Source organism: Enterobacter sp. SST3, assembly GCF_000286655.1.
GTDB lineage: Bacteria > Pseudomonadota > Gammaproteobacteria > Enterobacterales > Enterobacteriaceae > Enterobacter > Enterobacter roggenkampii.
On the sequence record NZ_ALNS01000004.1, the window covers coordinates 271,794 to 294,064 of the forward strand.

22 protein-coding genes and 1 pseudogene are annotated in these 22,271 nt (G+C 55.5%); 10 read left to right on the forward strand and 13 right to left on the reverse strand.

Annotation, left to right across the window (positions count from 1 at the left end; genetic code table 11):
• Positions 1-22 precede the first annotated feature (22 nt).
• The 6 genes from gss to B498_RS18635 all read right to left on the reverse strand — a co-directional run bounded on the left by gss (position 23) and on the right by B498_RS18635 (position 7,452).
• Entirely contained in the window at positions 23-1,885 is a 1,863-nt protein-coding gene (gss, locus tag B498_RS18660) for a bifunctional glutathionylspermidine amidase/synthase (protein ID WP_008499790.1), read from the reverse strand.
• A 183-nt stretch (positions 1,886-2,068) separates the two neighbouring features.
• A complete protein-coding gene (locus B498_RS18655) occupies positions 2,069-3,046 on the reverse strand; it encodes an ABC transporter ATP-binding protein (protein WP_008499791.1) in 978 nt (325 codons plus the stop codon).
• On the reverse strand, positions 3,043-4,020 hold the full coding sequence (locus B498_RS18650; RefSeq protein ID WP_008499792.1) for an ABC transporter ATP-binding protein: 978 nt from the start codon (positions 4,018-4,020) through the stop codon (positions 3,043-3,045). The genes B498_RS18655 and B498_RS18650 overlap by 4 nt, the downstream gene beginning before the upstream one ends.
• On the reverse strand, positions 4,013-4,858 hold the full coding sequence (locus B498_RS18645) for an ABC transporter permease (RefSeq protein WP_008499793.1): 846 nt from the start codon (positions 4,856-4,858) through the stop codon (positions 4,013-4,015). The genes B498_RS18650 and B498_RS18645 overlap by 8 nt, the downstream gene beginning before the upstream one ends.
• A 5-nt stretch (positions 4,859-4,863) precedes the next feature.
• Positions 4,864-5,817, reverse strand: coding sequence for an ABC transporter permease (locus tag B498_RS18640; RefSeq protein ID WP_008499794.1), 954 nt, complete (start codon positions 5,815-5,817; stop codon positions 4,864-4,866).
• A gap of 45 nt (positions 5,818-5,862) precedes the next feature.
• Positions 5,863-7,452, reverse strand: coding sequence for an ABC transporter substrate-binding protein (locus B498_RS18635; RefSeq protein WP_008499795.1), 1,590 nt, complete (start codon positions 7,450-7,452; stop codon positions 5,863-5,865).
• A gap of 245 nt (positions 7,453-7,697) precedes the next feature.
• Here B498_RS18635 and yghU point away from each other — a divergent pair, with 245 nt between their 5' ends.
• The 4 genes from yghU to B498_RS18615 all read left to right on the forward strand — a co-directional run bounded on the left by yghU (position 7,698) and on the right by B498_RS18615 (position 9,919).
• Positions 7,698-8,564: a glutathione-dependent disulfide-bond oxidoreductase gene (gene yghU, locus B498_RS18630; RefSeq protein WP_008499796.1), complete on the forward strand. Its 867-nt coding sequence runs from the start codon at positions 7,698-7,700 to the stop codon at positions 8,562-8,564.
• A gap of 158 nt (positions 8,565-8,722) precedes the next feature.
• Positions 8,723-9,055 (forward strand): glycine zipper domain-containing protein, encoded by a 333-nt coding sequence (locus B498_RS18625; protein WP_008499797.1) that lies wholly within the window; start codon positions 8,723-8,725, stop codon positions 9,053-9,055.
• Positions 9,056-9,247: 192 nt separating this feature from the next.
• On the forward strand, positions 9,248-9,580 hold the full coding sequence (locus B498_RS18620; RefSeq protein ID WP_008499798.1) for a type II toxin-antitoxin system RelE/ParE family toxin: 333 nt from the start codon (positions 9,248-9,250) through the stop codon (positions 9,578-9,580).
• A gap of 12 nt (positions 9,581-9,592) precedes the next feature.
• Positions 9,593-9,919: a DNA-binding protein gene (locus B498_RS18615; RefSeq protein ID WP_008499799.1), complete on the forward strand. Its 327-nt coding sequence runs from the start codon at positions 9,593-9,595 to the stop codon at positions 9,917-9,919.
• Positions 9,920-9,963: 44 nt separating this feature from the next.
• Here B498_RS18615 and B498_RS18610 read toward each other — a convergent pair whose 3' ends face one another.
• The 3 genes from B498_RS18610 to B498_RS18600 form a co-directional block, all read right to left on the reverse strand.
• Positions 9,964-10,236 (reverse strand): hypothetical protein, encoded by a 273-nt coding sequence (locus B498_RS18610; RefSeq protein WP_008499800.1) that lies wholly within the window; start codon positions 10,234-10,236, stop codon positions 9,964-9,966.
• Positions 10,237-10,438: 202 nt separating this feature from the next.
• Positions 10,439-10,693 (reverse strand): hypothetical protein, encoded by a 255-nt coding sequence (locus B498_RS18605; RefSeq protein ID WP_008499801.1) that lies wholly within the window; start codon positions 10,691-10,693, stop codon positions 10,439-10,441.
• Between the two features lie 126 nt (positions 10,694-10,819).
• Positions 10,820-12,367, reverse strand: coding sequence for a methyl-accepting chemotaxis protein (locus tag B498_RS18600; protein ID WP_008499802.1), 1,548 nt, complete (start codon positions 12,365-12,367; stop codon positions 10,820-10,822).
• A gap of 550 nt (positions 12,368-12,917) precedes the next feature.
• On the opposite strand from B498_RS18600, the gene B498_RS18595 reads away from it, so the two are divergent.
• Positions 12,918-15,464, forward strand: coding sequence for an autotransporter outer membrane beta-barrel domain-containing protein (locus tag B498_RS18595; protein ID WP_223825737.1), 2,547 nt, complete (start codon positions 12,918-12,920; stop codon positions 15,462-15,464).
• A 181-nt stretch (positions 15,465-15,645) separates the two neighbouring features.
• A pseudogene (locus B498_RS18590) lies at positions 15,646-16,685 on the forward strand (aldo/keto reductase).
• A 64-nt stretch (positions 16,686-16,749) separates the two neighbouring features.
• Here the strand turns inward: B498_RS18590 and B498_RS18585 are convergent.
• Together B498_RS18585 and B498_RS18580 are read right to left on the reverse strand one after the other, a co-directional pair.
• A complete protein-coding gene (locus B498_RS18585) occupies positions 16,750-17,238 on the reverse strand; it encodes a TIGR00645 family protein (RefSeq protein ID WP_008499805.1) in 489 nt (162 codons plus the stop codon).
• Between the two features lie 82 nt (positions 17,239-17,320).
• Positions 17,321-17,824 carry an ESA_00282 family adhesion-associated protein gene (locus B498_RS18580; protein ID WP_008499806.1) on the reverse strand — a complete coding sequence of 168 codons (504 nt, stop codon included), beginning with the start codon at positions 17,822-17,824 and terminating at the stop codon, positions 17,321-17,323.
• Positions 17,825-17,927: 103 nt separating this feature from the next.
• On the opposite strand from B498_RS18580, the gene B498_RS18575 reads away from it, so the two are divergent.
• Positions 17,928-18,332, forward strand: coding sequence for a hypothetical protein (locus B498_RS18575; protein WP_008499807.1), 405 nt, complete (start codon positions 17,928-17,930; stop codon positions 18,330-18,332).
• 1 nt (position 18,333) lies between these two features.
• On the forward strand, positions 18,334-18,783 hold the full coding sequence (locus B498_RS18570; protein WP_008499808.1) for a hypothetical protein: 450 nt from the start codon (positions 18,334-18,336) through the stop codon (positions 18,781-18,783).
• A 43-nt stretch (positions 18,784-18,826) separates the two neighbouring features.
• Here B498_RS18570 and exbD read toward each other — a convergent pair whose 3' ends face one another.
• Both exbD and exbB read right to left on the reverse strand, forming a co-directional pair.
• Positions 18,827-19,252 (reverse strand): TonB system transport protein ExbD, encoded by a 426-nt coding sequence (exbD, locus tag B498_RS18565; protein ID WP_008499809.1) that lies wholly within the window; start codon positions 19,250-19,252, stop codon positions 18,827-18,829.
• A 4-nt stretch (positions 19,253-19,256) separates the two neighbouring features.
• Complete coding sequence (gene exbB, locus B498_RS18560; protein WP_008499810.1) at positions 19,257-19,988, reverse strand: tol-pal system-associated acyl-CoA thioesterase; 732 nt, start codon at positions 19,986-19,988, stop codon at positions 19,257-19,259.
• Positions 19,989-20,239: 251 nt separating this feature from the next.
• Here exbB and metC point away from each other — a divergent pair, with 251 nt between their 5' ends.
• Together metC and yghB are read left to right on the forward strand one after the other, a co-directional pair.
• Positions 20,240-21,427: a cystathionine beta-lyase gene (metC, locus tag B498_RS18555; RefSeq protein WP_008499811.1), complete on the forward strand. Its 1,188-nt coding sequence runs from the start codon at positions 20,240-20,242 to the stop codon at positions 21,425-21,427.
• A 143-nt stretch (positions 21,428-21,570) separates the two neighbouring features.
• Entirely contained in the window at positions 21,571-22,230 is a 660-nt protein-coding gene (gene yghB / locus B498_RS18550; protein ID WP_008499812.1) for a DedA family general envelope maintenance protein YghB, read from the forward strand.
• Positions 22,231-22,271 lie beyond the last annotated feature (41 nt).

Genomic DNA, 22,271 nt, shown 5'->3' on the forward strand with positions numbered 1-22,271 from the left:
GCGTTTTTATTGCAGGTAAGAGCTACTTATCTTTAACCACGATCAGCGGCTCAATATCGCTCTCTTTCTTCACCACCAGCGAGTCATCGCCGCGCAGGCAGGTCCCACCGTAGTTCCCGCCCACGGTAAAGGTACAGACCTGTATGTACTTGCCGTCGACCTTCGGCAGGCACCACAGCTGCTGGTAGATGTTTTTACGGTCAACAAACTTGCCGCTGGATTTATCCAGCAGCTCGTCCTGGGCGCTGATCAGATCGATATTGCTGCCGCAGCGTCCGGCAATCGGCTTAACGGCGTATCCGGTCTGCTTCAGCAGATCGTTGACCTCAAAATCGGTGTCGAGCAGGTAACGGTGGTTCGGGAACAGTTGCCACAGCACCGGGAGAATCGCCTTGTTGCCGGGAATAACGGTCCATAGAGGTTCAAAGACCAGCACCTCCGGGCGCAACAGGACGTCAATCAGGCGCACTTCGCCTTCAGGATGTCCGGTGCGGATCGGCACCGCCGCGTATTCGGTTTCGCTGACCTCGCGGATCTGCTCAATCGCCGTCTCCCACGCCCAGGTTTTCCACACGCAGTTGACGTGGCGGCCTTCGTCATCAATCAGCTGTCCGGCGGCATCCCAGCTGAGCGCCCCCAGCCCGTGGAGGATTTTGGTCTCGAACCCGGCCTGCAGCAGAGAACGCTGGATAAAGAGCGCGTGATAGTCCTCTTCGACATCGTTGTCCTGCATGATGTGGACGAACGGCCGGGCGTGGCTGTGTTTCCACGCCCCGGTCAGCTCTTCCAGCAGGCCTTCTGCCGGGTTATGCCCGTTGCCGCGATAGCCGTTTTTGACCCACTCTTCGAGAATCAGCCCGCCCTCGGTATGGCAGGAGGCGGAGTCGGCATTGTACTCGTAGACCTTGATGCCGCGCTCATCCATGCAGAAATCCATACGACCGGTGATCATATGGTGACGACGCCACTGCCAGGAGAGGCGCAGGCGCGGCCAGAGGATTTTCGGGATGTCGAAAAGCGCCAGCAGGCTGTCGTCTCTCAGCACCTTGTCCGTGGCGTGCAGGTACATCAGGTGCAGCTCGTTGGTGGCTTTGATCAGCTCCTGCTCGGCGCTTTCGGTAATGGTGAAGTACTGGCAGGGATCTTTGTTGATCACGTGACCGTTGGCGCGAATATACGCCTGCTGCAGCGCGTCATTTTCGTTGAGCCATTTCCCGTCGAACTGACGTGTGTTTTTCAGCCGCGCGCCGCTGATTTTCAGCAGTTCGCCGTCGATTTCCGGCTGCGAAATGCTGTGTTCTGTGTCGTCGGTCTGGATCATCCAGCCGAGAATTTCCGTGTCGCTGAAGGTGTCGTGGAGGGTGTAACACCCGTTCTCCACGCTCAGGCGCAGCTCGCGCGTCCACTGCTGCCCGAGCGGCAGCGGAGAGTGAATGACGTTCTGCTCGGCGATACGCACCTTATCGTCCAGAAGCTGGGTGATCACCGCCACGTGGCCGGTCTCGTGAAACTCGCCGCCCTTTTGCCAGATCAGCAGCGCCCCGGCGCGCGGCGCGCGTTTTGAGCCGTTGGCAAAAGCCTGAAGGGGCAGAATGTTATCGTTCACCACCTGACGCAAAAAGCGCAGGGAGAAAATTTCCCACGCCATACCGACGTCGGTAAACACGAAGCCATAGTTGAGGAACAGGAAACGGCGGGCAAACTCAACGCACTGCCACTTGTGGCCCATGTATTCGTTGCCGATGTAGCTGCGGAAATCCGCATCTTCCGGATAGTTTCGCGGGTCCAGACTGCCGTAATTTGAAGAGTAAATCGCCACGCCACCGGGCGCATAGCCTAACAATGTCCCGAATGGCGCATCACTGCTTAACGTTCCTTTACGCATGTATCCAACCTAAAACAGGCAGGCGGCAATTTTTATGGGTTGTCGTCGTCTGCACGTTGTAATTAACCTGACAGAGGAGCGTTTATCATACACCTGCGTGGTAAATAATTCGCCTTACCCGGCCGACAAAACGCAAAACCCTGTAGGTCGGGTAAGCGAAGCGCCACCCGACACGTTTAAGGCTCACATCTTAAACAGCCAGCACGCCGCGAAATGCCCTGGCGCGATCTCCTGCATGGCAGGCTCCTGCGTCTGGCAAACCGGCATGGCGTGTGAGCAGCGGCTGCAGAACTTACAGCCCGGCAGCGCGGACGTAGGGCCGGGCATTTCGCCGCGCAGGGTTGCGTCTTCGAGGTTGCGAATCCGCGGGTCGGGCTGGGGAACCGCCGCCAGCAGCGCGCGGGTATAAGGGTGCGCCGGACGCTGATACAGCTCATTCGCCGGGGCCACCTCCACCAGCTTACCGAGGTACATCACCCCAATGCGGCTGGAGATATGGCGCACCATCGAGAGATCGTGGGCGATGAACAGATAGGTCAGCCCCAGCTCCTGCTGCAGGTCCTGCAGAATATTCACCACCTGCGCCTGCACCGAGACGTCCAGCGCCGAGAGCGGCTCATCGCACAGCACAAATTCAGGACGCACGGACAACGCGCGGGCAATACTGATGCGCTGGCGCTGCCCGCCGCTGAACTCATGCGGAAACCGCTCAAGGTGTTCCTGCTTAAGCCCCACTTTGTAGAGCAGCGTTTCCGTCCGTTCGCGCTGTTCTTCACGGCTGTAGCCGTGGATCTGCATCGGCTCGGCCACCAGCTGTCGCACGGTCATACCGGGGTTGAGCGAGGAGTAAGGGTCCTGAAAAATCGCCTGCATCCGCTTACGCAGCGGCTTGAGCTCTTTTTCGCGGGCATGGGCAATCGCCTGTCCGGCAAAGTGGATTTCGCCCGCGGTGATATCGAAAAGGCGCAGGATGGCGCGCCCGAGGGTGGATTTCCCGCAGCCGGACTCGCCCACCAGGCCAAACGTCTCGCCGGGCTGGATATCAAAACTCACGCCATCAACCGCCTTCACCGCCGCGCCTTTACGCAGCAAACCGCCGTTAAGCGGATAGTGTTTGCGCAGATCTCGCACGCTTACTAAAGGGGCCTGTTGTTCACTCATGCCTGAATCTCCTTATCGGCCCATAGCCAGCAGGCGGCGCGATGGCCTTCACCCATGGCGTAAAAAGCGGGCTGCCGTTCACACTGGGGCATGCGTTTCGGGCAGCGTTCGGCGAACGGACAGCCCGGCGGCGGGTTAAGCAGGCCAGGCGGCGCGCCTTCAATGGGCGATAAACGTTGGTTGACCTCATCCGGGCGCGGCAGCGAGGCCAGCAGCCCCTGGGTATAAGGATGCGCAGGGCGATAAAAAATGTCCTCCACGCTCCCCTCCTCCATCACCAGCCCGCCGTACATCACCACCACGCGGCTGCAGACCTGCGCCACCACGCCGAGATCGTGGGTGATCAGCAGAATCGCGGTTTGGGTCTGCTGTTGCAGGCTTTTCAGCAGACGCAGGATCTGCGCCTGAATGGTAACGTCCAGCGCGGTGGTCGGCTCATCGGCAATAAGCAGCTTCGGGTTGCAGGAGAGCGCAATGGCGATCATCACCCGCTGGCGCATCCCGCCGCTGAACTCGTGGGGATACTGATCGTATCGGCGTTCCGCCTCGGCAATGCCCACCTGTTCCAGCATGGCGATCGCCGCCGCTTTGGCCGCTCTTTTGGTGAGCCCTTTATTGCGCATCAGGATCTCTGCCATCTGTTTGCCGATGGTCAGCACCGGATTCAGGGCGGTCATTGGATCCTGGAAAATCATCGCGATCTCGTTGCCGCGAATGGCGCGCATCTGCGCGGGCGTTTTCTGCGCCAGATCGTCATTCTGGAAGCGAATGCTGCCGCCGGTTATCCGTCCGTTGCTCCCCAGAAGCTGAATGATGGACTTACAGGTGACGCTTTTCCCGCAGCCCGACTCGCCGACGATGCCGACGAGTTCCCCCGGCTGCACCTGAAAGCTCACGCCGCGCACCGCGTGAACCTCGCCCTCGCGGGTGCGGAAGGTGGTTTGCAGATTCTCCAGCGCTAATAAGCTACTCATCGCGATTCGCTCCTGGCTCAAAGGCGGTACGGAACACATCGCCCAGCACGTTAAAGCTGAACACCGTCAGCAGGATCAGAATGCCGGGGAACATCGCCAGCCACGACGCTTCGCCAATATAAGACTGGGCGTTGTTGAGCATGCTTCCCCACGACGCCGCCGGTGCCTGTACGCCCAGCCCTAAGAAGCTGAGCGTCGACTCCATCAGAATGGCCGAGGCGATATTGAGCGTGGCGGCCACGATAATGGTCGGCAGCACGCCGGGAATAATGTGGCGCACGATAATGCGCAGCGGGTGTTCCCCCGACGCGCGGGCATAAAGCACATACTCGCGCTCTTTCACCGACAGGGTTTCTGCGCGCACCAGCCGCGACATGTTCATCCACGTCAGCAGGCTGATGATCAGAATGATGTTATCCACGCCCGGCTTGAGGTACGCATTCACCACCAGCAGCAGGAAGAAGGCCGGAATGGCCATCAGGATATCCACGGCGCGCATCATCAGGTTGTCCAGCCAGCCGCCAAAGTAGCCGCTCACCGTTCCCACCACCGTACCGATAAGCGTGGAAAAGAGCATGGCGAGAAAACCGACCATCAGGGAGATCTGCCCGCCATACAGCGCGCGGGTGAAGTAGTCGCGCCCGTACTCGTCGGTGCCGAACCAGTGTGCGGCATCCGGCGGCAGCGTACGTGCGCCGAGCGCCATCCGATCCGGATCGTAGGGACTTAACCCGGCACAGAGCGCGGCGATAACAAATATAAAAAGCACAAACAGGGAGAACTGCGCCGGACGGTTGCGGCGCAGCTGGTGACGAACCTGCTGCCAGCGTCTGCTCATGCGGGTTACCTCAGCGTACGAATGCGGGGATCGGCGAAGCGATAAAGCAGATCGGCGATCAGGTTACCGACGATCAGCATCATCGACGAGAGCATGATGATCGCCATGATCAGCGGGTAGTCCAGCGAAGCAATCGACTGGATCCCGAGCAGCCCCATCCCCGGCCAGGAGAAGACGCTTTCCGTCACGTAGGCCCCCACAATCAGCTCGCCGAACGACAATCCGAACAGGGTGATCACCGGCAGCAGCACGTTTTTCAGCACGTGGCGGAACAGAATGCTGGAACGCGTGGCGCCGTAAGCCAGCTGGGTCTGCACATAGTCGGCAGAGAGCTGCGAGATGGTGTTGGAGCGGATGTAGCGCACGTAGCTGGAGAGGTTGTAGAACGTGAGGGCAATACACGGCAGCACGCCATGACGCAGCACGTCCAGCGCGTTATCTTCCATGCCGATGGTGCGCATTCCCATGCTGGGGAACCAGTTAAGCTGCACGGCAAAAACGGTGATGAGCAAAATGCCGAACCAGAAAATCGGCACCGAGATGCCGATATAGGCGAACAGGTTCAGCAGGTGATCCAGCCAGCGGTGCTTAAATGCCCCCGCCAGCAGGCCGAGCGGGATGGCCAGCACGATCGCCAGCAGCAGCGACGCGCCCATCAGCCCCAGCGTGGCCGGAATGCGTTCGCCGATCATCTCGAGCACCGGGCGGTGGTAAATCAGCGAATAGCCGAGATCGCCCTGCAGGACGTTTTTCAGCCACAGGACGTACTGCGTGACCAGCGGCTTATCCAGCCCCAGGCTCTGGCGAATACGTTCGATATCTTCCGGAGCCATGCGCGGCGTGATGTACGCCGCCACCGGATCGCCGGGCGCGAGCTTGACCAGCAAAAACGCCACCAGCGAAATAAAGAACAGCATCGGCAGCAGCTGCAGCAGCCGACGCGTGAGAAGTGTGTTCACGACGTGCCCTTACCAAGGCCCCGACCCGACGGCCGGGGCAATCGCTTATTTCTGATAGATTTTTGACAGATCCTGGAACAGATAGACCGGTTTCGGCTCCGCTTCCTCGGTACCGCCAAAACGCTTGTCCACCGCGACGGTCGCATTGGTATAGGCGATCGGGTAGTACGTCATGTCATTCGCCACGGTCTGCTGAATTTGCTTGTAGATATCGGCACGTTTTGCGGCGTCGGTTTCCACGGCGCCTTTATCCCACAGGGCATCAAACTGCGGATTTTTGTAGTGCGCGTAGTTATAGGCTTCGTTGCTCATGAACAGCGATTTGTAGCCGTCCGGCTCTGAGCCCATGATGTAGCCGCCCAGGTTCAGCTCCCACGCGGTGTTGTTCATATCGAGGCTGCGCTGAGACATGGCGTTGGAGTCCAGCGGCATCAGCTCCACGTTCACCCCAATGCCCTTCAGCGCCTGCTGAATGTAGAGCGCCATGCTCTCCTGGGTTTTGTTGGTATTCACATACGCCAGGCGCAGCTTGAGGTTGTCCGGCGCGCCGGACGCTTTAAGCCGCTCTTTAGCTTTTTGCAGGTCGAATGTGTATTGCTCGACGTCATCCGTCTTGTAAAGCGTATCGGGCGTCAGGAAGGACGTCGCCGGTTTGGCGTAGTCCAGCGAGGTAAAGGCGGTCTGGGTCAGCTCGTCTTTGTTGATGGCGTACGCAATGGCCTGACGCAATTCTTTGCTCTTCATTACCGGCACGTTCTGGTTGAACGTCATATAGGCCAGACGGCCTTCCGGATAGACCACGAAGTCAAACTTACCGGTATTTTTCAGGCGGTTCACATCCTGCGGGTCAACCATCTTGAGGTTGATTTCACCGTTTTGCAGCGCAAGGTTGGCGGCGTTACTGTCTTTGGCGAAACGGTAGGTCACCGAATCTAGCTTCGCTTTGCCGTTCCAGTAATCGTCAAAACGGGTCAGGGCATAATATTGTCCGGCGCGGTACTCTTTAAATTTGAACGGCCCGGAGCCGACCGGTGCATCGTTTTTGCTGCTCTTTTCCAGGTCGCCTTCGCCGGCGAACACGTGCTGCGGGATCGGGTAGATCTGTACCAGCGTGCCGGTAAAGGCCGCGCTGACCTGCGGTAAGGTGAACTTAACGGTGCGGTCGTCAACCTTGCTTACCTGTACCGGCTTATCGCCGTAGGTGAACATGCTGCGGAAGAAGCTGTGCTGTTTGGCATCCAGCAGCTTATTGAAGGTGAAGACCACGTCGTCCGCCGTCAGCGGCTGGCCGTCCTGCCATTTCAGGTTGGGTTTTAACGTCAGGGTGTAGCTCAGGTTGTCGGCGGAGGGCGTCAGGCTTTCCGCCAGGCCCCATTCGATCTTACCGTTATTGAAGCTATAGAGCGGGGCATAGAGCGCCTGCATGATCGTCAACGTGGTACGGTCGCTGGCGTAGAGCGGATTTACAGCTAACGGGTCGCCGGAGGTAATACCGATAATCAGCGAACCGCCCGCTTTTGGCGCATCGCTTTTTGCCGCTGAGGGCGTATTTGTCTCTTTATTTTTCGCATCATCACAGCCCGCCAGGCCTAACGCGAGCGAAACAACCACTGCCGATAACAGAAGCTTGCGCATCTCACTAACTCCTTGCCTTATAAAGTGTTTATGACTGCATCTTTTATTTATGTTGAAGCATCATATGCAGCTTTATCCGTTTACGCATTAATTATGAAAATGCGATTTTCGATTAAGCTTATGCCGTATTTGATATATATAAGCAGCAGAAGGAATAGCGGTTAATTGCTTGCGCTCACAACGTTAAACGCTTCACAAATCTCCTGCTACACTGCCTCAACACATCACTCAAAAGGCAGGCCAACATGTCAGACAACACGTATCAGCCACCCAAAGTGTGGGAATGGAAAAAGAACAACGGCGGCGCGTTCGCCAACATCAACCGCCCCATTTCCGGCGCGACCCATGAGAAAGATCTTCCTGTCGGCTCTCACCCGCTGCAGCTCTACTCGCTGGGCACACCGAACGGCCAGAAAGTGACGATCATGCTCGAAGAGCTGCTGGCGCTGGGCGTGACGGGCGCGGAGTACGACGCGTGGTTGATCCGCATCGGCGAGGGCGACCAGTTCTCCAGCGGCTTCGTGGAGGTGAACCCGAACTCGAAAATCCCAGCGCTGCGTGACCACTCCACGAACCCGCCAACGCGCGTCTTTGAATCCGGCAATATCCTGCTCTATCTGGCGGAGAAATTCGGCCACTTCCTGCCGAAAGATCCGGCGGGACGCACCGAGACGCTGAACTGGCTGTTCTGGCTGCAGGGCGCGGCGCCGTTCCTCGGCGGCGGCTTTGGCCACTTCTATAACTATGCCCCGGTGAAAATTGAGTACGCGATTGACCGCTTCACCATGGAAGCTAAACGCCTGTTCGACGTGCTGGATAAACAGCTGGCGCGCGGTCGCTACGTGGCGGGTGAGGAGTACACCATTGCGGATATCGCCATCTGGCCATGGTTCGGCTGCGTGGCGCTGGGCAGCGTGTATAACGCCGCTGAGTTCCTCGACGCAGAAAAGTACACCAACGTGCAGCGCTGGGCGAAAGACGTGGCGAATCGCCATGCCGTTAAGCGCGGACGCATCGTTAACCGCACCAGCGGCGAGCTGAACGAGCAGCTCCACGAACGCCACGCGGCGAGCGACTTCGAGACCAATACGGAAGATAAGCGTCAGGCGTAATGTTCTGCCGGGCGGATCGCCGCCCGGCAACCGAGATCCTTTCGCAGGGCATGATTGGCCTAAAGGTTGAGCCGGTATTGCTGGCACTATCTGTGCGTTTTTCTCACCTCAGAGTGAGAAGCGACGTATCAACCGACAGCAGTCACAAAGGATCTGTTATGAAACTGATTAAAACAACGCTGGTTATCAGCGCCCTCATTTTTTCCACCTCGGGAATGGCCATCGATAAAACCGCCGCTGGCGCGGTAGCAGGCGCTGCCATTGGCGCGGCCACGGGCAAAGATCTGAAATCCACCGTTGGCGGTGCCGTTGTTGGCGCAGGCACGGGTGCCATGTTCAAAAACGGCGACAAAGGTAAAGCCGCGCGTAAAGGCGGCGCCGTAGGGGCTGCCGTGGGCGCAGGCGCCGCGGCGGTTACCGGCAAGAGCGTGCTGAAAGGTGCAGCCGTTGGCGCGGGAACGGGCGCGCTGATTGGTGAAGCGACGCACTGATAAACTTCGCCGGGCGTCGCAGCGCGTGCCCGGCCTCATGGCTATTCAGTAATAACCCCGCACCCAATCTCGCATTTTTGCGAGCCGCTTTCCGAAATAGCATTTCCCCTCTGTCGCAGCGATGTTAACAATTGCCAGTCGTAGCCTGAAGATTACAATGCATTTGCTTATCGTAAACTACAGGCTACAATAATGGCTAAGGTTAAACACTACATCACAGCTGACGGGTATGACCCTTTTGATGCATATCTAAGAAGTGTGAAAGATCCCATAGCAAAAGCCATGATTGCCACGCGTGTCGCCAGAATGTCAACGGGTAACTATGGTGATTGTAAACCATGCAGAGAGAGCGTTTCAGAGCTCAGAATTAACCAGGGGCCGGGTTACCGTGTCTATTTCAGCGAAGTCTCCGATCCGGCAGATGGCGCAGTGAGTCTGGTGCTACTGACTGGAACGAAAAAAAAGCAAAGTGCAGATATTGAAAGAGCCGTTGAGTACCTCAACGACTACAAGCGCAGGATATAAAAGGAAATCGCAATGGCTAAATCAGTACTCCATGATGACGCAATGGTACAACTCCTGAAAGATTCTCCGGATTTCGCGCCCGTATATCTTCATCAGGCTTTCATTGAAATTGACGAGCCCGGAGGCTATGAGGCATTCATGCTGGCTTTACGACATGTTATAGAAGCCTCCGGCGGGATGACTGTCATTGCAAAACGCGCAGGCATTTCTCGCGAATCACTCTACAAATCACTTTCACCAAACGGTAATCCCTCATTTAAGCGTATCGCCGAAGTGGCATCTGCAACGGGCTACCCAATATCCCGAATTGCAACAGCAGGATTAAACACAACAGCGTGAGAGCCACTCCAAAATAGGCCCGGATATGCGACCCGGGCAATACATCAATGGTGATCGTCATACTGATGCTCAATCACCATTCCTTCCGCCACGCTCGCCACATGGCGTGCACGCGGATGATAGACCGGAGCAGGGGCGGCATACGTTGTTTGTACAGGTGCAGGCGCAACGCTTACCGCCTCAGGAACCGTGGCTGACTGCGGAACAATCACGACCTTATACCCGGCAGGGACATCGACCGTGACGCTCTGGGCCATCGCTGTATTGACCACGGCAAAACCTGCCAGGGCAGCAAATAAAATAATACGGTTTTTCATAAATTGAATTATTTCCGGCTTCAAGAAGATAATTCATTATGTCGGCGAATTCTTAAGACAATATTAATTTTCATGTTCTGGAATGTGCAGAAAATGCCAAATATATTGTTACAAGCGAATATTTTAATATTTGAAATATATTGACTCACGCTTTTTAAAAAGGCGGCAAGAAACATGCTCGCATGCCGCCTCGCCTGCTATGTTAATACTTTATATCCCGCGCTTTTTGCCGCCCGGCCTGTTTAATCTGACGTTTATCCTGGCGGCAGTCGTGATTACTCTGGTTATTGTTCGCCATGCAGGTCTGCTTCACCTGCCGTGACGCGTCGCGGGTTTCCTGCCTGACATCACGCGCCACGCGCCGCTCCTGCGCCTGCTGGGTCGCGCTGGTGGAAACCGAGAAAAGCGTCAGAAAAATGAGAGAAAAGACAGGGATAAACGATAACGATCTGTTCATAGCAACACCTCGTAGAAGAGAGTCCAGAACGTCAGGGGTTAGCAAAAGAATAGCAGTTTCAGAGCACGCGGAATGGGGAAGGCGTTAATAATGTAAGGCCGCTCAAGGCGGCCTTACAACGTTGCGTTATGCCGTCAGGCGGAACTTCTGCACCGAGCGCTGAAGATCTTCGGTCTGACGCTCCAGCGCCGAAGCCGCCGCGGAAACCTCCTCCACCAGCGAGGCGTTTTGCTGGGTGACGCCGTCCATCTGCGTAATGGCGATACCGACCTGCGAAATGCCCTTACTCTGCTCCTCAGAGGCAGAGGCGATTTGCTTCATAATGGTCGTCACTTCCGTCACGTCCCGCAAAATCGCATCCATGGTCGTCCCCGTGTCGCTTACCAGCTTTGCCCCCTGCTCGACGCGGGAAACGGAATCGGTAATCAGCCCTTCAATCTCTTTCGCCGCGTTGGCGCTGCGGCTTGCCAGGTTGCGGACTTCGCCCGCGACGACGGCGAAGCCGCGCCCCTGTTCGCCCGCGCGTGCTGCTTCAACCGCCGCGTTAAGTGCCAGAATATTGGTCTGGAAGGCAATGCTGTTAATGACGTTGGTGATTTCAGCAATTTTCTTCGAGCTTTCCGAAATACCGCTCATGGTGCTTACCACCTCTTCCACCAGCGAACCGCCGCGGCTGGCGGTGGTTGAGGCCACATCGGCCAGCTGGCTTGCCTGACGGGCGCTCTCCGCGTTCAGTTTCACCGTAGCGGTCAGCTGTTCCATGCTGGCTGCCGTCTCTTCCAGCGCCGCCGCCTGCTCTTCGGTACGGGAGGAGAGATCGTTGTTACCGCTGGAAATCTCCGTCGCCCCGCGCCAGATATTTTCACTGCCGGAGCGGATCGTGCTGACCGCCTCGCGCAGGCTGTCCTGCATGGCGCTCAGCAGCGGCACCAGCTGTCCCACGCAGTTGCGGCCGAACGGCTCAATGGGCTGGCTGAGATCGCCCTGAGCAATCTGGCGGAACTGCTGGCGAATGCGGTCGAGCGGTTTGACCAGCATCGCGACCAGGTAACGGTCGGTGAAGAGCAGGATCAGCAGACCGACGATCGTGGCGACGATAATTACCGTACGGGTCATGCTGGTCAGGCCGTCCACCACCACGCGGGTGCTGTCGAGCGACTTCGCGGCAGCATTGTTGAACTCTTCAGCCGCCGCGCCGAACGCGCGGCTCAGCGTTGGCGTGACGTTATTGGCCTGCTGACGATAGCCGTCCAGCGCGCCCAGTTTCGCCTGCTGCATTTGCGGCGTCACGCCCTGTTCGAGCAGCGTCTGCCAGGCACCGATCACCCGGGAAGAGACCTGGGGATCCATTGGGCCTGGGGAGATCGCCTTCATCTCGGCCAGCTTCTTGCCCATGTTATCCAGCGCCTGCTGGGCAGAGGCCAGATCCGGCGTGCCGCCTGCGGCTTTGACTTCCATTGCGCGGCTCAGACGGGTCACAAAGCGGAAATACTGATCGTTGCCCTGGCTGAGCACCGTCATCTGCTTGACCAGCTGGCGGTCCACCTCGTTGCCATCAGAAACGCGAGACAGAGACCAGGTGCTGTACAGCCCAACACCCGCCCACATTAAACAAAAGATCCCGAGAATCGCCAGCATGACGAAACGGATCGTGAAATTACGGAGCATATTCATAAGTCTTACTTGCCGTGAGGGTGAATTCGCCCAGAGGCGAGTCTTACCCTCGTTATCGGCAGAAACTGACGAAGTTATACTATTTCGCGCGTAATTTTATAAAAATCTTCGCTACCCTGCCGTTCGCCGGAAAAGGATAATCACTGCGGGGAAAATCTGACTGCTCAATACATGTTTTCATATTTCAGCAGCCGTCTAAATGTAAAACAGACAAACAGTTAATTAACCTCACAACCCGAAAGGATGAATACCCTGATGAATAAGACGGTCAAAGAACCGCACGACCGGTCAAGAAACCCTTTAATTTGTATGCAAATCATTCCAAAGCATTTAGCTCATGAATTAAATTAAATTTATTAATCAGATTTAATTATTTAAACGCTAATTATTGTGCAGGATATTTTTTTAGATTTCATTACATCCTTACCTGCTGAGGAAGTTCTTATTTTAAATAAATTCATTTAAAAAGAGCCGGACAATTTTCGACTCATCCAGAGAACTTCAAATGCGCAAATTAATGAATCGTACATTGCTTTCGCAATGTGTATTAGTGGCTTTAACGTCATTTGGCGCCCAGGCTAACGTAACACCCGCTACGCCCTGCCAGCCGGGCGTGACATCGCAGACCTGCGGCTTAACGAAATATGTAGATAATAGTTTCTATGAAGATCCCGGCGTGACTAATGCCATTATGGCCGACACCACCGCAAATAATATCTTTATGGATGGAAGCCGTGAATCAGGGGATACCCAGTCATTAACCGTTTCTGGTACCGACATGTCCGGCCATTATATTCAGGGCAGCAACGGGGGGACGGCTAATATTACGGTGAATAACGGCGCCACCGTCGATATGATCGAAGTGGGCAATACCGGTGCAACCACCAATACGACGGTGACCATCGATGACGCCACGCTGAATGGCGAAAATGACGCCGGAAGCTACGAGGGCAAGAAAGCCTATATGATGGGTTCCGCCATTTATCTCGACCCCATGGATAAAGGTTACCACACCGTCAACGTTGAGGACGGCAGCATGCTGCACGGCAGTATTCTCAGTGCGGGAGCCGGTGCACAAAATATTGCCATCAGCAACAGCACGATGGATAAAGGCGGTATTTACGCGGGTAGCGATAAATCTGATACCAATATTACGCTGACTAACGCTTCCGTGGATGCCTCGCAGAGCGAAATCGCGCAGAACATCGACACGCTGGCGGTAAAACTGAGCGGATACAAGCCCTTCAGCGACATCAACCTGGATGCCTTTGGCGATGTTGCCATCGCGATGTACGGAACGAAGGCTGATTCGCTGGCGCTGGATAACAGTACGGTCACCGGCGACATTGGGGCCTTTAACGAAAACGGCACCACGCTGATTTCATTGACCAATAACAGCGTGGTAAATGGCAATGTGACCGTCGATGGTAACGCCGCAAATTCCGTTCTGGTGGATAACAGCACCGTGAATGGCGAGATAAATACTAGCCAGAGTACGGGCAATAGCACAATTACGCTGCAGAACAACGCGACCGTCAACGGTGATATTACAACGGGTGCAGGTGATGATACGGTCGTCCTGACCAATGATTCACATGTCAATGGCAATGTTAACGGTGGTGACGGCAGCGATACCCTGTCAATGGATGCGGGCAGTTCTATATCCGGACAAATAAGCCAGTTTGAAACGGTAAATACCACCAGCGATAACAGCATTGCCATTGATAAAATTAACGATGCAACCAGCTGGAGTTTGCAAAACGGTTCAACCCTGATTGCCAACACCACCGGCAGCAATGCGCTGGTTACCATGAGCACCGACAGCTACGTGAATTTCGGTAATATTACCGGCGCCAATAACGCCGTGGTGGTGAACAGCATTACGCCGTCAGCGCAAAATCAGCAGGGAATAGTCCTGGGGACCTTCACCACGTCGGGCAGCAGTGCGCCGCAGAATTATGCAGCAGCCACGTTTACCAACGGCGACCAGACCGTGGAGAACCGTAGCGGCGCGTATAACTACAACAACAGTCTGAATATTGTTGCGGCCGACAGCGCGCCTCAGGCTCAGCTGACTGCAGATAATAGCCAGAGCTGGAATATTGAATTTAACAGCCAGAAGGGCAACCTTGCGAGCGACGTTCAGGGGCTGGTAGCCGGCCTGGATGCAGCGGAACAGGCCGGGCATCAGGTAGCGGATGACATCAGCAACCACATGAACCAGGTGCATCTGGCAAACCTGCTGGGAGAACAGCAGGACGGTGCGCAGGTCTGGGGCGATTTCCTTTATCAGAACGGTAATTTCAGCAACGACGTCGACTACAAAAGCATCACTCAGGGTGCGCAGGGCGGCGTAGACTGGACGGCGCATCTGGACAACGGCGACAGCGTCACCGGCGGTATCGCGCTGGCGTGGACGCGCAGCCGCGTGCAGGACACCAGCGACGGCGCGGATAGCTTCAAAGACAGCGTTTACGGTAACTACTACAGCCTGTATGGCGGCTGGCAGCAGGCGCTGAACGGCCGAACCTGGGGTCTGTTTGCTGACGGCAGCTTCAGCTACGGCGATATGCGTTACTCGCTGTCTGCCAACAACGTGACGGGCGATACCAGCGGCATGACGGAAGCGCTGCACGGCTCCACCGATGGCAGTCTGTATCTGGCGCAGGCTCGCACCGGGGTGAACGTGTTGCTGCCAGGCGAAACGCTGCTGCAACCCTACGCCACTCTTGGCTGGGATCAGACCAAAGCGAACGGCTTCTCTGACAGCGAAGTCACCTTTGCCGACAGCCAGGTCTCTTCCTGGAACGGCGGCGCGGGCGTGAGGCTCACCACCACCCTTCGCGATTTGAACAAGAACGTGAAGGTGATGCCGTGGATCGACGCGCGCTTCCAGAAAGAGTTCAGCGATGACACCGACATTCAGGCGGCGGATTATCACAATACCTCCGGTCACAACAACACCATGGGCATCTTTGGGGCAGGTATCAACGCCACCATCGCCCATAACTTCACCCTGACTACCGGCGTCTATGTCGGTACTGGCGATGTGGATAACGATGCCAGCGTACAGGCGGGGATGAGCTATAGCTTCTGATTGTCGTCTGATTGCCCGGTGACCTGCGTGTATCGGGCAGTGCGGGACTCAACGTCTGACGCATCCCGGGGAAAATTGCTGGCAGGGAGTTCTGCCATCGCTTCTCCCCGGGATTTGTGTTTTGATAAGGACAGAATGAAAACGCCGTTTCAAAAATTCATCGATAAGAAAAGGAGACATCATGTCCTGGTACCCTGCCCCTGACCGCTACGAGAACATGCAGTACCGCCACTGTGGCAAAAGCGGCCTTCGCCTGCCCGCGCTGTCGCTTGGCCTGTGGCATAGCTTCGGCCATATTCAGCCTCTTGATGCCCAGCGGGCGCTGCTGCGTAAAGCCTTCGACCTCGGCATTACCCATTTCGACCTTGCCAACAACTACGGCCCGCCAGCAGGCAGCGCGGAAGAGAATTTTGGCCGTCTGCTGCGGGAGGACTTTGCCGCGTATCGCGACGAGCTGGTTATCTCCACCAAGGCGGGTTACGACATGTGGGCCGGGCCATACGGCTCAGGCGGATCGCGCAAATATCTGCTCGCCAGCCTCGATCAGAGCCTGAAACGCCTGGGCGTCGACTACGTGGATATTTTCTATTCCCACCGCGTGGATGAAACCACGCCGATGGAAGAGACGGCCTCTGCGCTTGCCCACGCCGTGCAGAGCGGCAAAGCGCTGTATGTAGGCATTTCCTCCTACTCAACCGAGCGCACGCAAAAAATGGCCGAGCTGCTGCGCGAGTGGAAGATCCCCCTGCTGATCCACCAGCCGTCCTATAACCTGCTTAACCGCTGGGTCGATAAGACCGGTTTACTGGATGCGCTGGCGGCAAACGGTACCGGGTGCATCGCCTTTACCCCGCTGGCGCAGGGGCTGCTGACCGGAAAATACCTGAACGGTATTCCTGAAGATTCACGCATGCAGCGTGAAGGCAAGAAAGTCCGCGGTCTGAACGAAAAAATGCTGACCGAAGCCAACCTGAACAGCCTGCGTTTGCTGAGTGAAATGGCGCAGGCGCGGGGTCAGACCATGGCGCAGATGGCGTTGAGCTGGCTGCTGAAAGATGCGCGCGTGACGTCAGTGCTGATTGGCGCAAGCCGCCCGGATCAGATTGAGGAGAACGTTCGGGCGCTGGATAACCTGCGCTTTACTGAGGACGAACTCAAGCGGATTGACCAGCATGTTGCGGATGGGAGTTGAACCTGTGGCAGGCGTCGTCTGATAAATAATACCGCACCGAGCAGTCCCCTCTCCCCTTTGGGGAGAGGGTTAGGGTGAGGGGTAAGGCGTACTTTACTTCTTACTGATCTTATCCAGATACCCCATCACAAACGCAGACAGCACAAACGTCAGATGGATAATGACGTACCACATCAGTTTGTTATCCGGCACGTTCTTCGCGTCCATAAACACGCGTAGCAGGTGGATAGAAGAGATCGCCACAATCGACGCGGCCACTTTATTCTTCAGCGACGAGGCATCCATTTTGCCCAACCAGCTGAGCTTCTCTTTTCGCTCGTCGATATCCAGCTGAGAGACGAAATTCTCGTAGCCGGAGAACATCACCATTACCAGCAGCCCGCCCACCAGGGTCATATCCACCAGCGACAGCAGAACCAGAATCAAATCCGCCTCGGCAATGGAAAAGATATTCGGCAGAACGTGCAGGATTTCCTGAAAGAACTTAATCGTCAGCGCGATAAGCGCCAGCGAAAGGCCAAAATAGACGGGAGCCAGTATCCAGCGAGAGGCGTACATGGCATTTTCAAAAAAGCGTTCCATAAAGTCCTGTTTGCAAGAGAAACCAGCGCCCAGTATATCCCAATGGCGCTGACTGTTTGCAATAGCTCACCAGTATGGTCACTCAGACGTTGTCGGGGTTAACCTCGGGACGGGCGTATTCCGGCCAGACCAGCACCACCAGCTCCGGGTAGGCTTCCAGGCTGAACTCACGAAAACACTGACGCAAATTTAATACGTCCAGATCGGAATAAGAGACCTTCTCGCCGTTAAGGCAGCGTTTTTTGATATTGTCATAATATTTATACACGGCTGAATTGAGATCGCTACAGCGACGCTGTGCTTCAAACAGTCCGGGCGTGTCATTAATTTCCGACATTTTCATGCGTTTAATTGTCGCGTGTAAAAAGTCGATATATTCATGGTTCACCCGCCAGTACCAGACAGGCGTAACGGAGTTCATCAATACAGAGAAATGGTCTTCCCCTTCCTCTTTTGTCATGAGTTCCGGTTGCGGCGGTTCACTGGTGTCTTTCGACACTTTCGTTTTATTGAACTCCTGCATCAATAAAAGCACACCAGCGGTCAGTAATAGTAATGTGATGACCGTAAAAAAGATGCTGTTCATGGGTAGGCTCCATTTTTTTTGATTTTAAATTTGCCTCATGATATTGTCAACGAATCTCACGCCTTTACCAACCCCACCCTGTTGAAATTAAAGGAAATTAAAAATGCTGCCCGACTATCTCGTCCCGGCTAAGTACCACATTACGCCTGTGGAACAGCAACCGACGGAAGCAGAAAAAGAGGTCAGTTTCACTCAGGGGAAAAGAAAGCTCTCTGATTTCGAGCCTGATATATTAATTGGTGTTTCCCGTACCGGCAAATCCCGTAATATGTTGCTGGAAGAGCACGATCGTCATATAAAAGACCGCTTATTTCGCGCCATAAAAATTGAAGCTTTTGTCCACCTGCTGAATGATCTGCAGGCCGAAGGTGAAATAGATGCCCAGAAACTAAGTCAAATATTGGCCGAAAAAACCAAAGAAATTAACGAAGCGGGCAATGAAATTTGGCTTAACTTAATTACGCGCGAAAAAAACAACCCAATTTTTTATAGCCTGGGGGAGGATTAACGTGAAGGAAGTTAAAAATAACGACGTTTATTTGACTTTGGATGATAAAAAAAGTGATGAATTTATCTTAAAGCAAAATCTCGACGCGCTGCGAAACACAAAAAATGACGAGATGACGCGCATTACACAGGACCTGGTATCGATCCCGGCGACGCTGGTGCGGCTGAAATGGCAGAATCGCCGTGAGATTTATCCGCTGCAGGTCAAAGAAGAAATTTACGGTGCCGTGATGAACGCCATCATGGAACAGCGGCCAGAGCTAAAAGAGAAGCTTCTGGGACGCCTTGAGGCCAACTACCAGTATCTTCTTGCCAGAGAGATCGCCACCCTGCGTCTGACGCGCAAACTGTCAGACGGCGAGTACCGTACCTCAAACGTCACCTGCGTTGCGCTTGATGAGGACGCGCTGGCAACCCCCTCTATCGCACCGACGGAAAATAAAAACGCATAAACCCAACAGGCATAAAAAAAGCCGGCTTTCGCCAGCTTCTTTATCACTTCGCGGCCGCTTTCTCTTCGCCGACCAGCCCAATCTTCAGATAACCCGCCTGATGCAGCGTGTCCATTACCTTCATCATGGTTTCATAATCCACGGTTTTATCCGCACGGAAGAAGACCGTGGTGTCTTTTTTACCGCCGGTAAGCTGATCCAGCGCCGGGATAACAGAGTCGGCCGTTACCGGGTCGTTCCCGAGGAACATCGATTTATCGGCCTTCACGGACAGATAGACAGGCTTTTCCGGGCGCGGCTGCGGCTGGCTGGACGAGGCTGGCAGATTCACCTTCACGTCCACCGTCGCCAGCGGCGCGGCCACCATGAAGATGATCAGCAGAACCAGCATGACGTCGATAAACGGCGTCACGTTGATCTCATGCATTTCGCCGTTATCGTCCAGATTTTCGTTTAGACGCATCGCCATAATATCAACCTACGCGCAGTTTGGACGCCGCGTGCACCGGCTTAACGGCGCTGGCATTCAGGTCGAGATCGCGGCTCTGCAGCAGCAGAACCTGCGCGGCAACGTCACCGAGGGTGGCTTTGTAGCTGCCAATCATGCGCGCGAAGATGTTGTAGATAACCACCGCCGGAATCGCTGCGACCAGACCAATCGCCGTTGCCAGCAGCGCTTCTGCGATACCCGGCGCAACGACCGCCAGGTTGGTGGTTTGGGTCTGCGCGATACCGATAAAGCTGTTCATGATGCCCCAGACCGTACCGAAAAGACCGATGAACGGCGAAATCGCGCCGATGGTGGCCAGATAACCATTGCCGCGCCCCATGTGTCGGCCAACCGCCGCCACGCGACGCTCCAGACGGAAACCGGTACGCTCCTTGACGCCTTCGTTATCTTCACTGCCCGCGGAGAGTTCCAGCTCGTTCTGTGCTTCATTCACGAGCAGGGTGGTCAGGCTTTTCGCGTGGAAGGATGAGGTCATATCTGAGGCCTGATCCAGAGAACGGGCTTCTGCCAGCTGCTGCTGTTCCCGCTTGAGGCGACGCTTCTGCGAAAGCAGCTCGGCGCTCTTGCTGAAGAAGATAGCCCAGGTGACAACGGACGCCAGAATCAGGCCGATCATCACAATCTTAACCACGATGTCAGCATGCTGATACATGCCCCAAACGGAGAGATCCGCCTGCATCAAATTATTACCCACTCTGTATCTCCAGGACGCAAATCACAAAATCTGAACGTAATAATATCAAAACATCGTCGAATTGATAGTAGTTCTCATTAGTATTTGCATAGTGCCGCAATTTTCGTTCACTTTCCTTGCGCTTACGCAGTAAAAATTTCTTATGCGCTTTTTTGCTAATATTTTCTGCTTATTCGATAAGCCTGCGGGTGCAGTTTTTTCCAATCGTGGTAGTCTGGACGTCCAGACGTATAAAAACAGGGTTAGCGAACATGACAACGAAGCATCTTGATACCACGCTGGTACAGGCAGGACGCAGCAAAAAATATACTCAGGGATCGGTCAACAGCGTGATTCAACGCGCCTCCTCGCTGGTGTTTGACACCGTTGAGGAGAAAAAAAACGCCACGCGCAACCGCGCAAAAGGCGGGCTGTTTTATGGCCGTCGCGGCACGCTAACCCATTTTTCTTTACAGGAAGCGATGTGCGAGCTGGAAGGCGGCGCAGGCTGCGCGCTGTTCCCGTGCGGCGCGGCGGCGGTCGCCAACACCATTCTGGCGTTTGTGGAACAGGGCGACCATATCCTGATGACCAACACCGCCTATGAACCCAGCCAGGACTTCTGTACCAAAATCCTCAGCAAGCTCGGCGTGACGACCGGCTGGTTCGACCCGCTGATTGGTGAAGGTATTGCCGAACTTATTCAGCCAAACACGCGCATTGTGTTCCTGGAATCGCCGGGGTCACTCACCATGGAAGTTCACGACGTGCCGGCTATCGTCAAGGCCGTGCGCAGCAAAGCGCCAGAGGCGATCATTATGATCGACAACACCTGGGCGGCAGGCGTGCTGTTCAAAGCGCTGGAATTCGACATTGATATTTCCATCCAGGCGGCGACGAAATACCTGATTGGCCACTCTGACGGCATGATTGGTACTGCGGTTTCCAACGCGCGCTGCTGGGATCAGCTGCGTGAAAACGCCTATCTGATGGGCCAGATGGTGGATGCCGACACGGCGTACATGACCAGCCGCGGACTCCGCACGCTGGGCGTTCGCCTGCGTCAGCACCACGAAAGCAGCCTGAAGGTGGCCGAATGGCTGGCGCAGCATCCGCAGGTTGAGCGCGTAAACCATCCGGCGCTGCCGGGCAGTAAGGGGCATGAATTCTGGCAACGTGACTTTACGGGCAGCAGCGGTTTGTTCTCGTTTGTGCTGAAAAAACGGCTGAATAATGACGAGCTGGCAAGCTATCTGGATAATTTTAGCCTCTTCAGCATGGCCTACTCCTGGGGCGGTTTTGAATCCCTGATCCTGGCTAACCAGCCGGAGCAGATCGCGGCCCTGCGCCCCGGCGGTGAAGTGGACTTCAGCGGTACCCTAATACGACTGCATATCGGTTTAGAAAATGTTGACGATCTGATTGCGGATTTAGCAGCAGGGTTCGAGCGTATCGTGTAGAGTGCTGGCTGAAAATGTACTCTCTGGACGCTTTTGTGGACACCGCAAGCAGAAAAGTCTGCATGAGTTGCGCCCGGGATCAAACCCGACGGGCGAATTAGGGAGTACAATAGCGCTATATCTGCTGTTCCACAGGAAAGTCCATGGCTGTTATTCAAGATATTATCGCGGCGCTCTGGCAACATGATTTTGCCGCCCTGGCGGATCCTCACGTCATAGGCGTCGTCTATTTCGTGATGTTCGCAACGCTGTTTCTGGAAAATGGATTACTGCCAGCTTCGTTTTTACCCGGTGACAGTCTGCTTTTGCTTGCCGGGGCGTTGATCGGCAAAGGCGTCATGGACTTTACGCCCACGATGGTTATCCTCACTTCCGCAGCCAGCCTGGGCTGCTGGCTGAGCTATCTGCAGGGCCGCTGGCTCGGCAACACGCGCGTGGTCAAAAGCTGGCTGGCGCAGTTACCCCATAAATACCATCAGCGTGCAACCTGCATGTTTGACCGGCACGGCCTGCTTGCGCTGCTGGCCGGACGTTTTCTGGCGTTCGTTCGCACCCTTCTGCCGACGATGGCGGGCATTTCCGGTTTGTCGAACCGCCGCTTCCAGTTCTTCAACTGGCTGAGCGCCCTGCTTTGGGTTGGCGTGGTGACGACATTCGGCTACGCGCTGAATATGATCCCCTTCGTGAAACACCACGAAGATCAGGTGATGACCTTCCTGATGGTGCTGCCGATGTTCCTGCTGGTGGCGGGTCTGGTGGGAACCATCGCGGTGGTGATTAAGAAGAAGTACTGCAGCGCGTGATAAAAAATTGCCGGGTGGCGGCTACGCCTTACCCGGCCTAC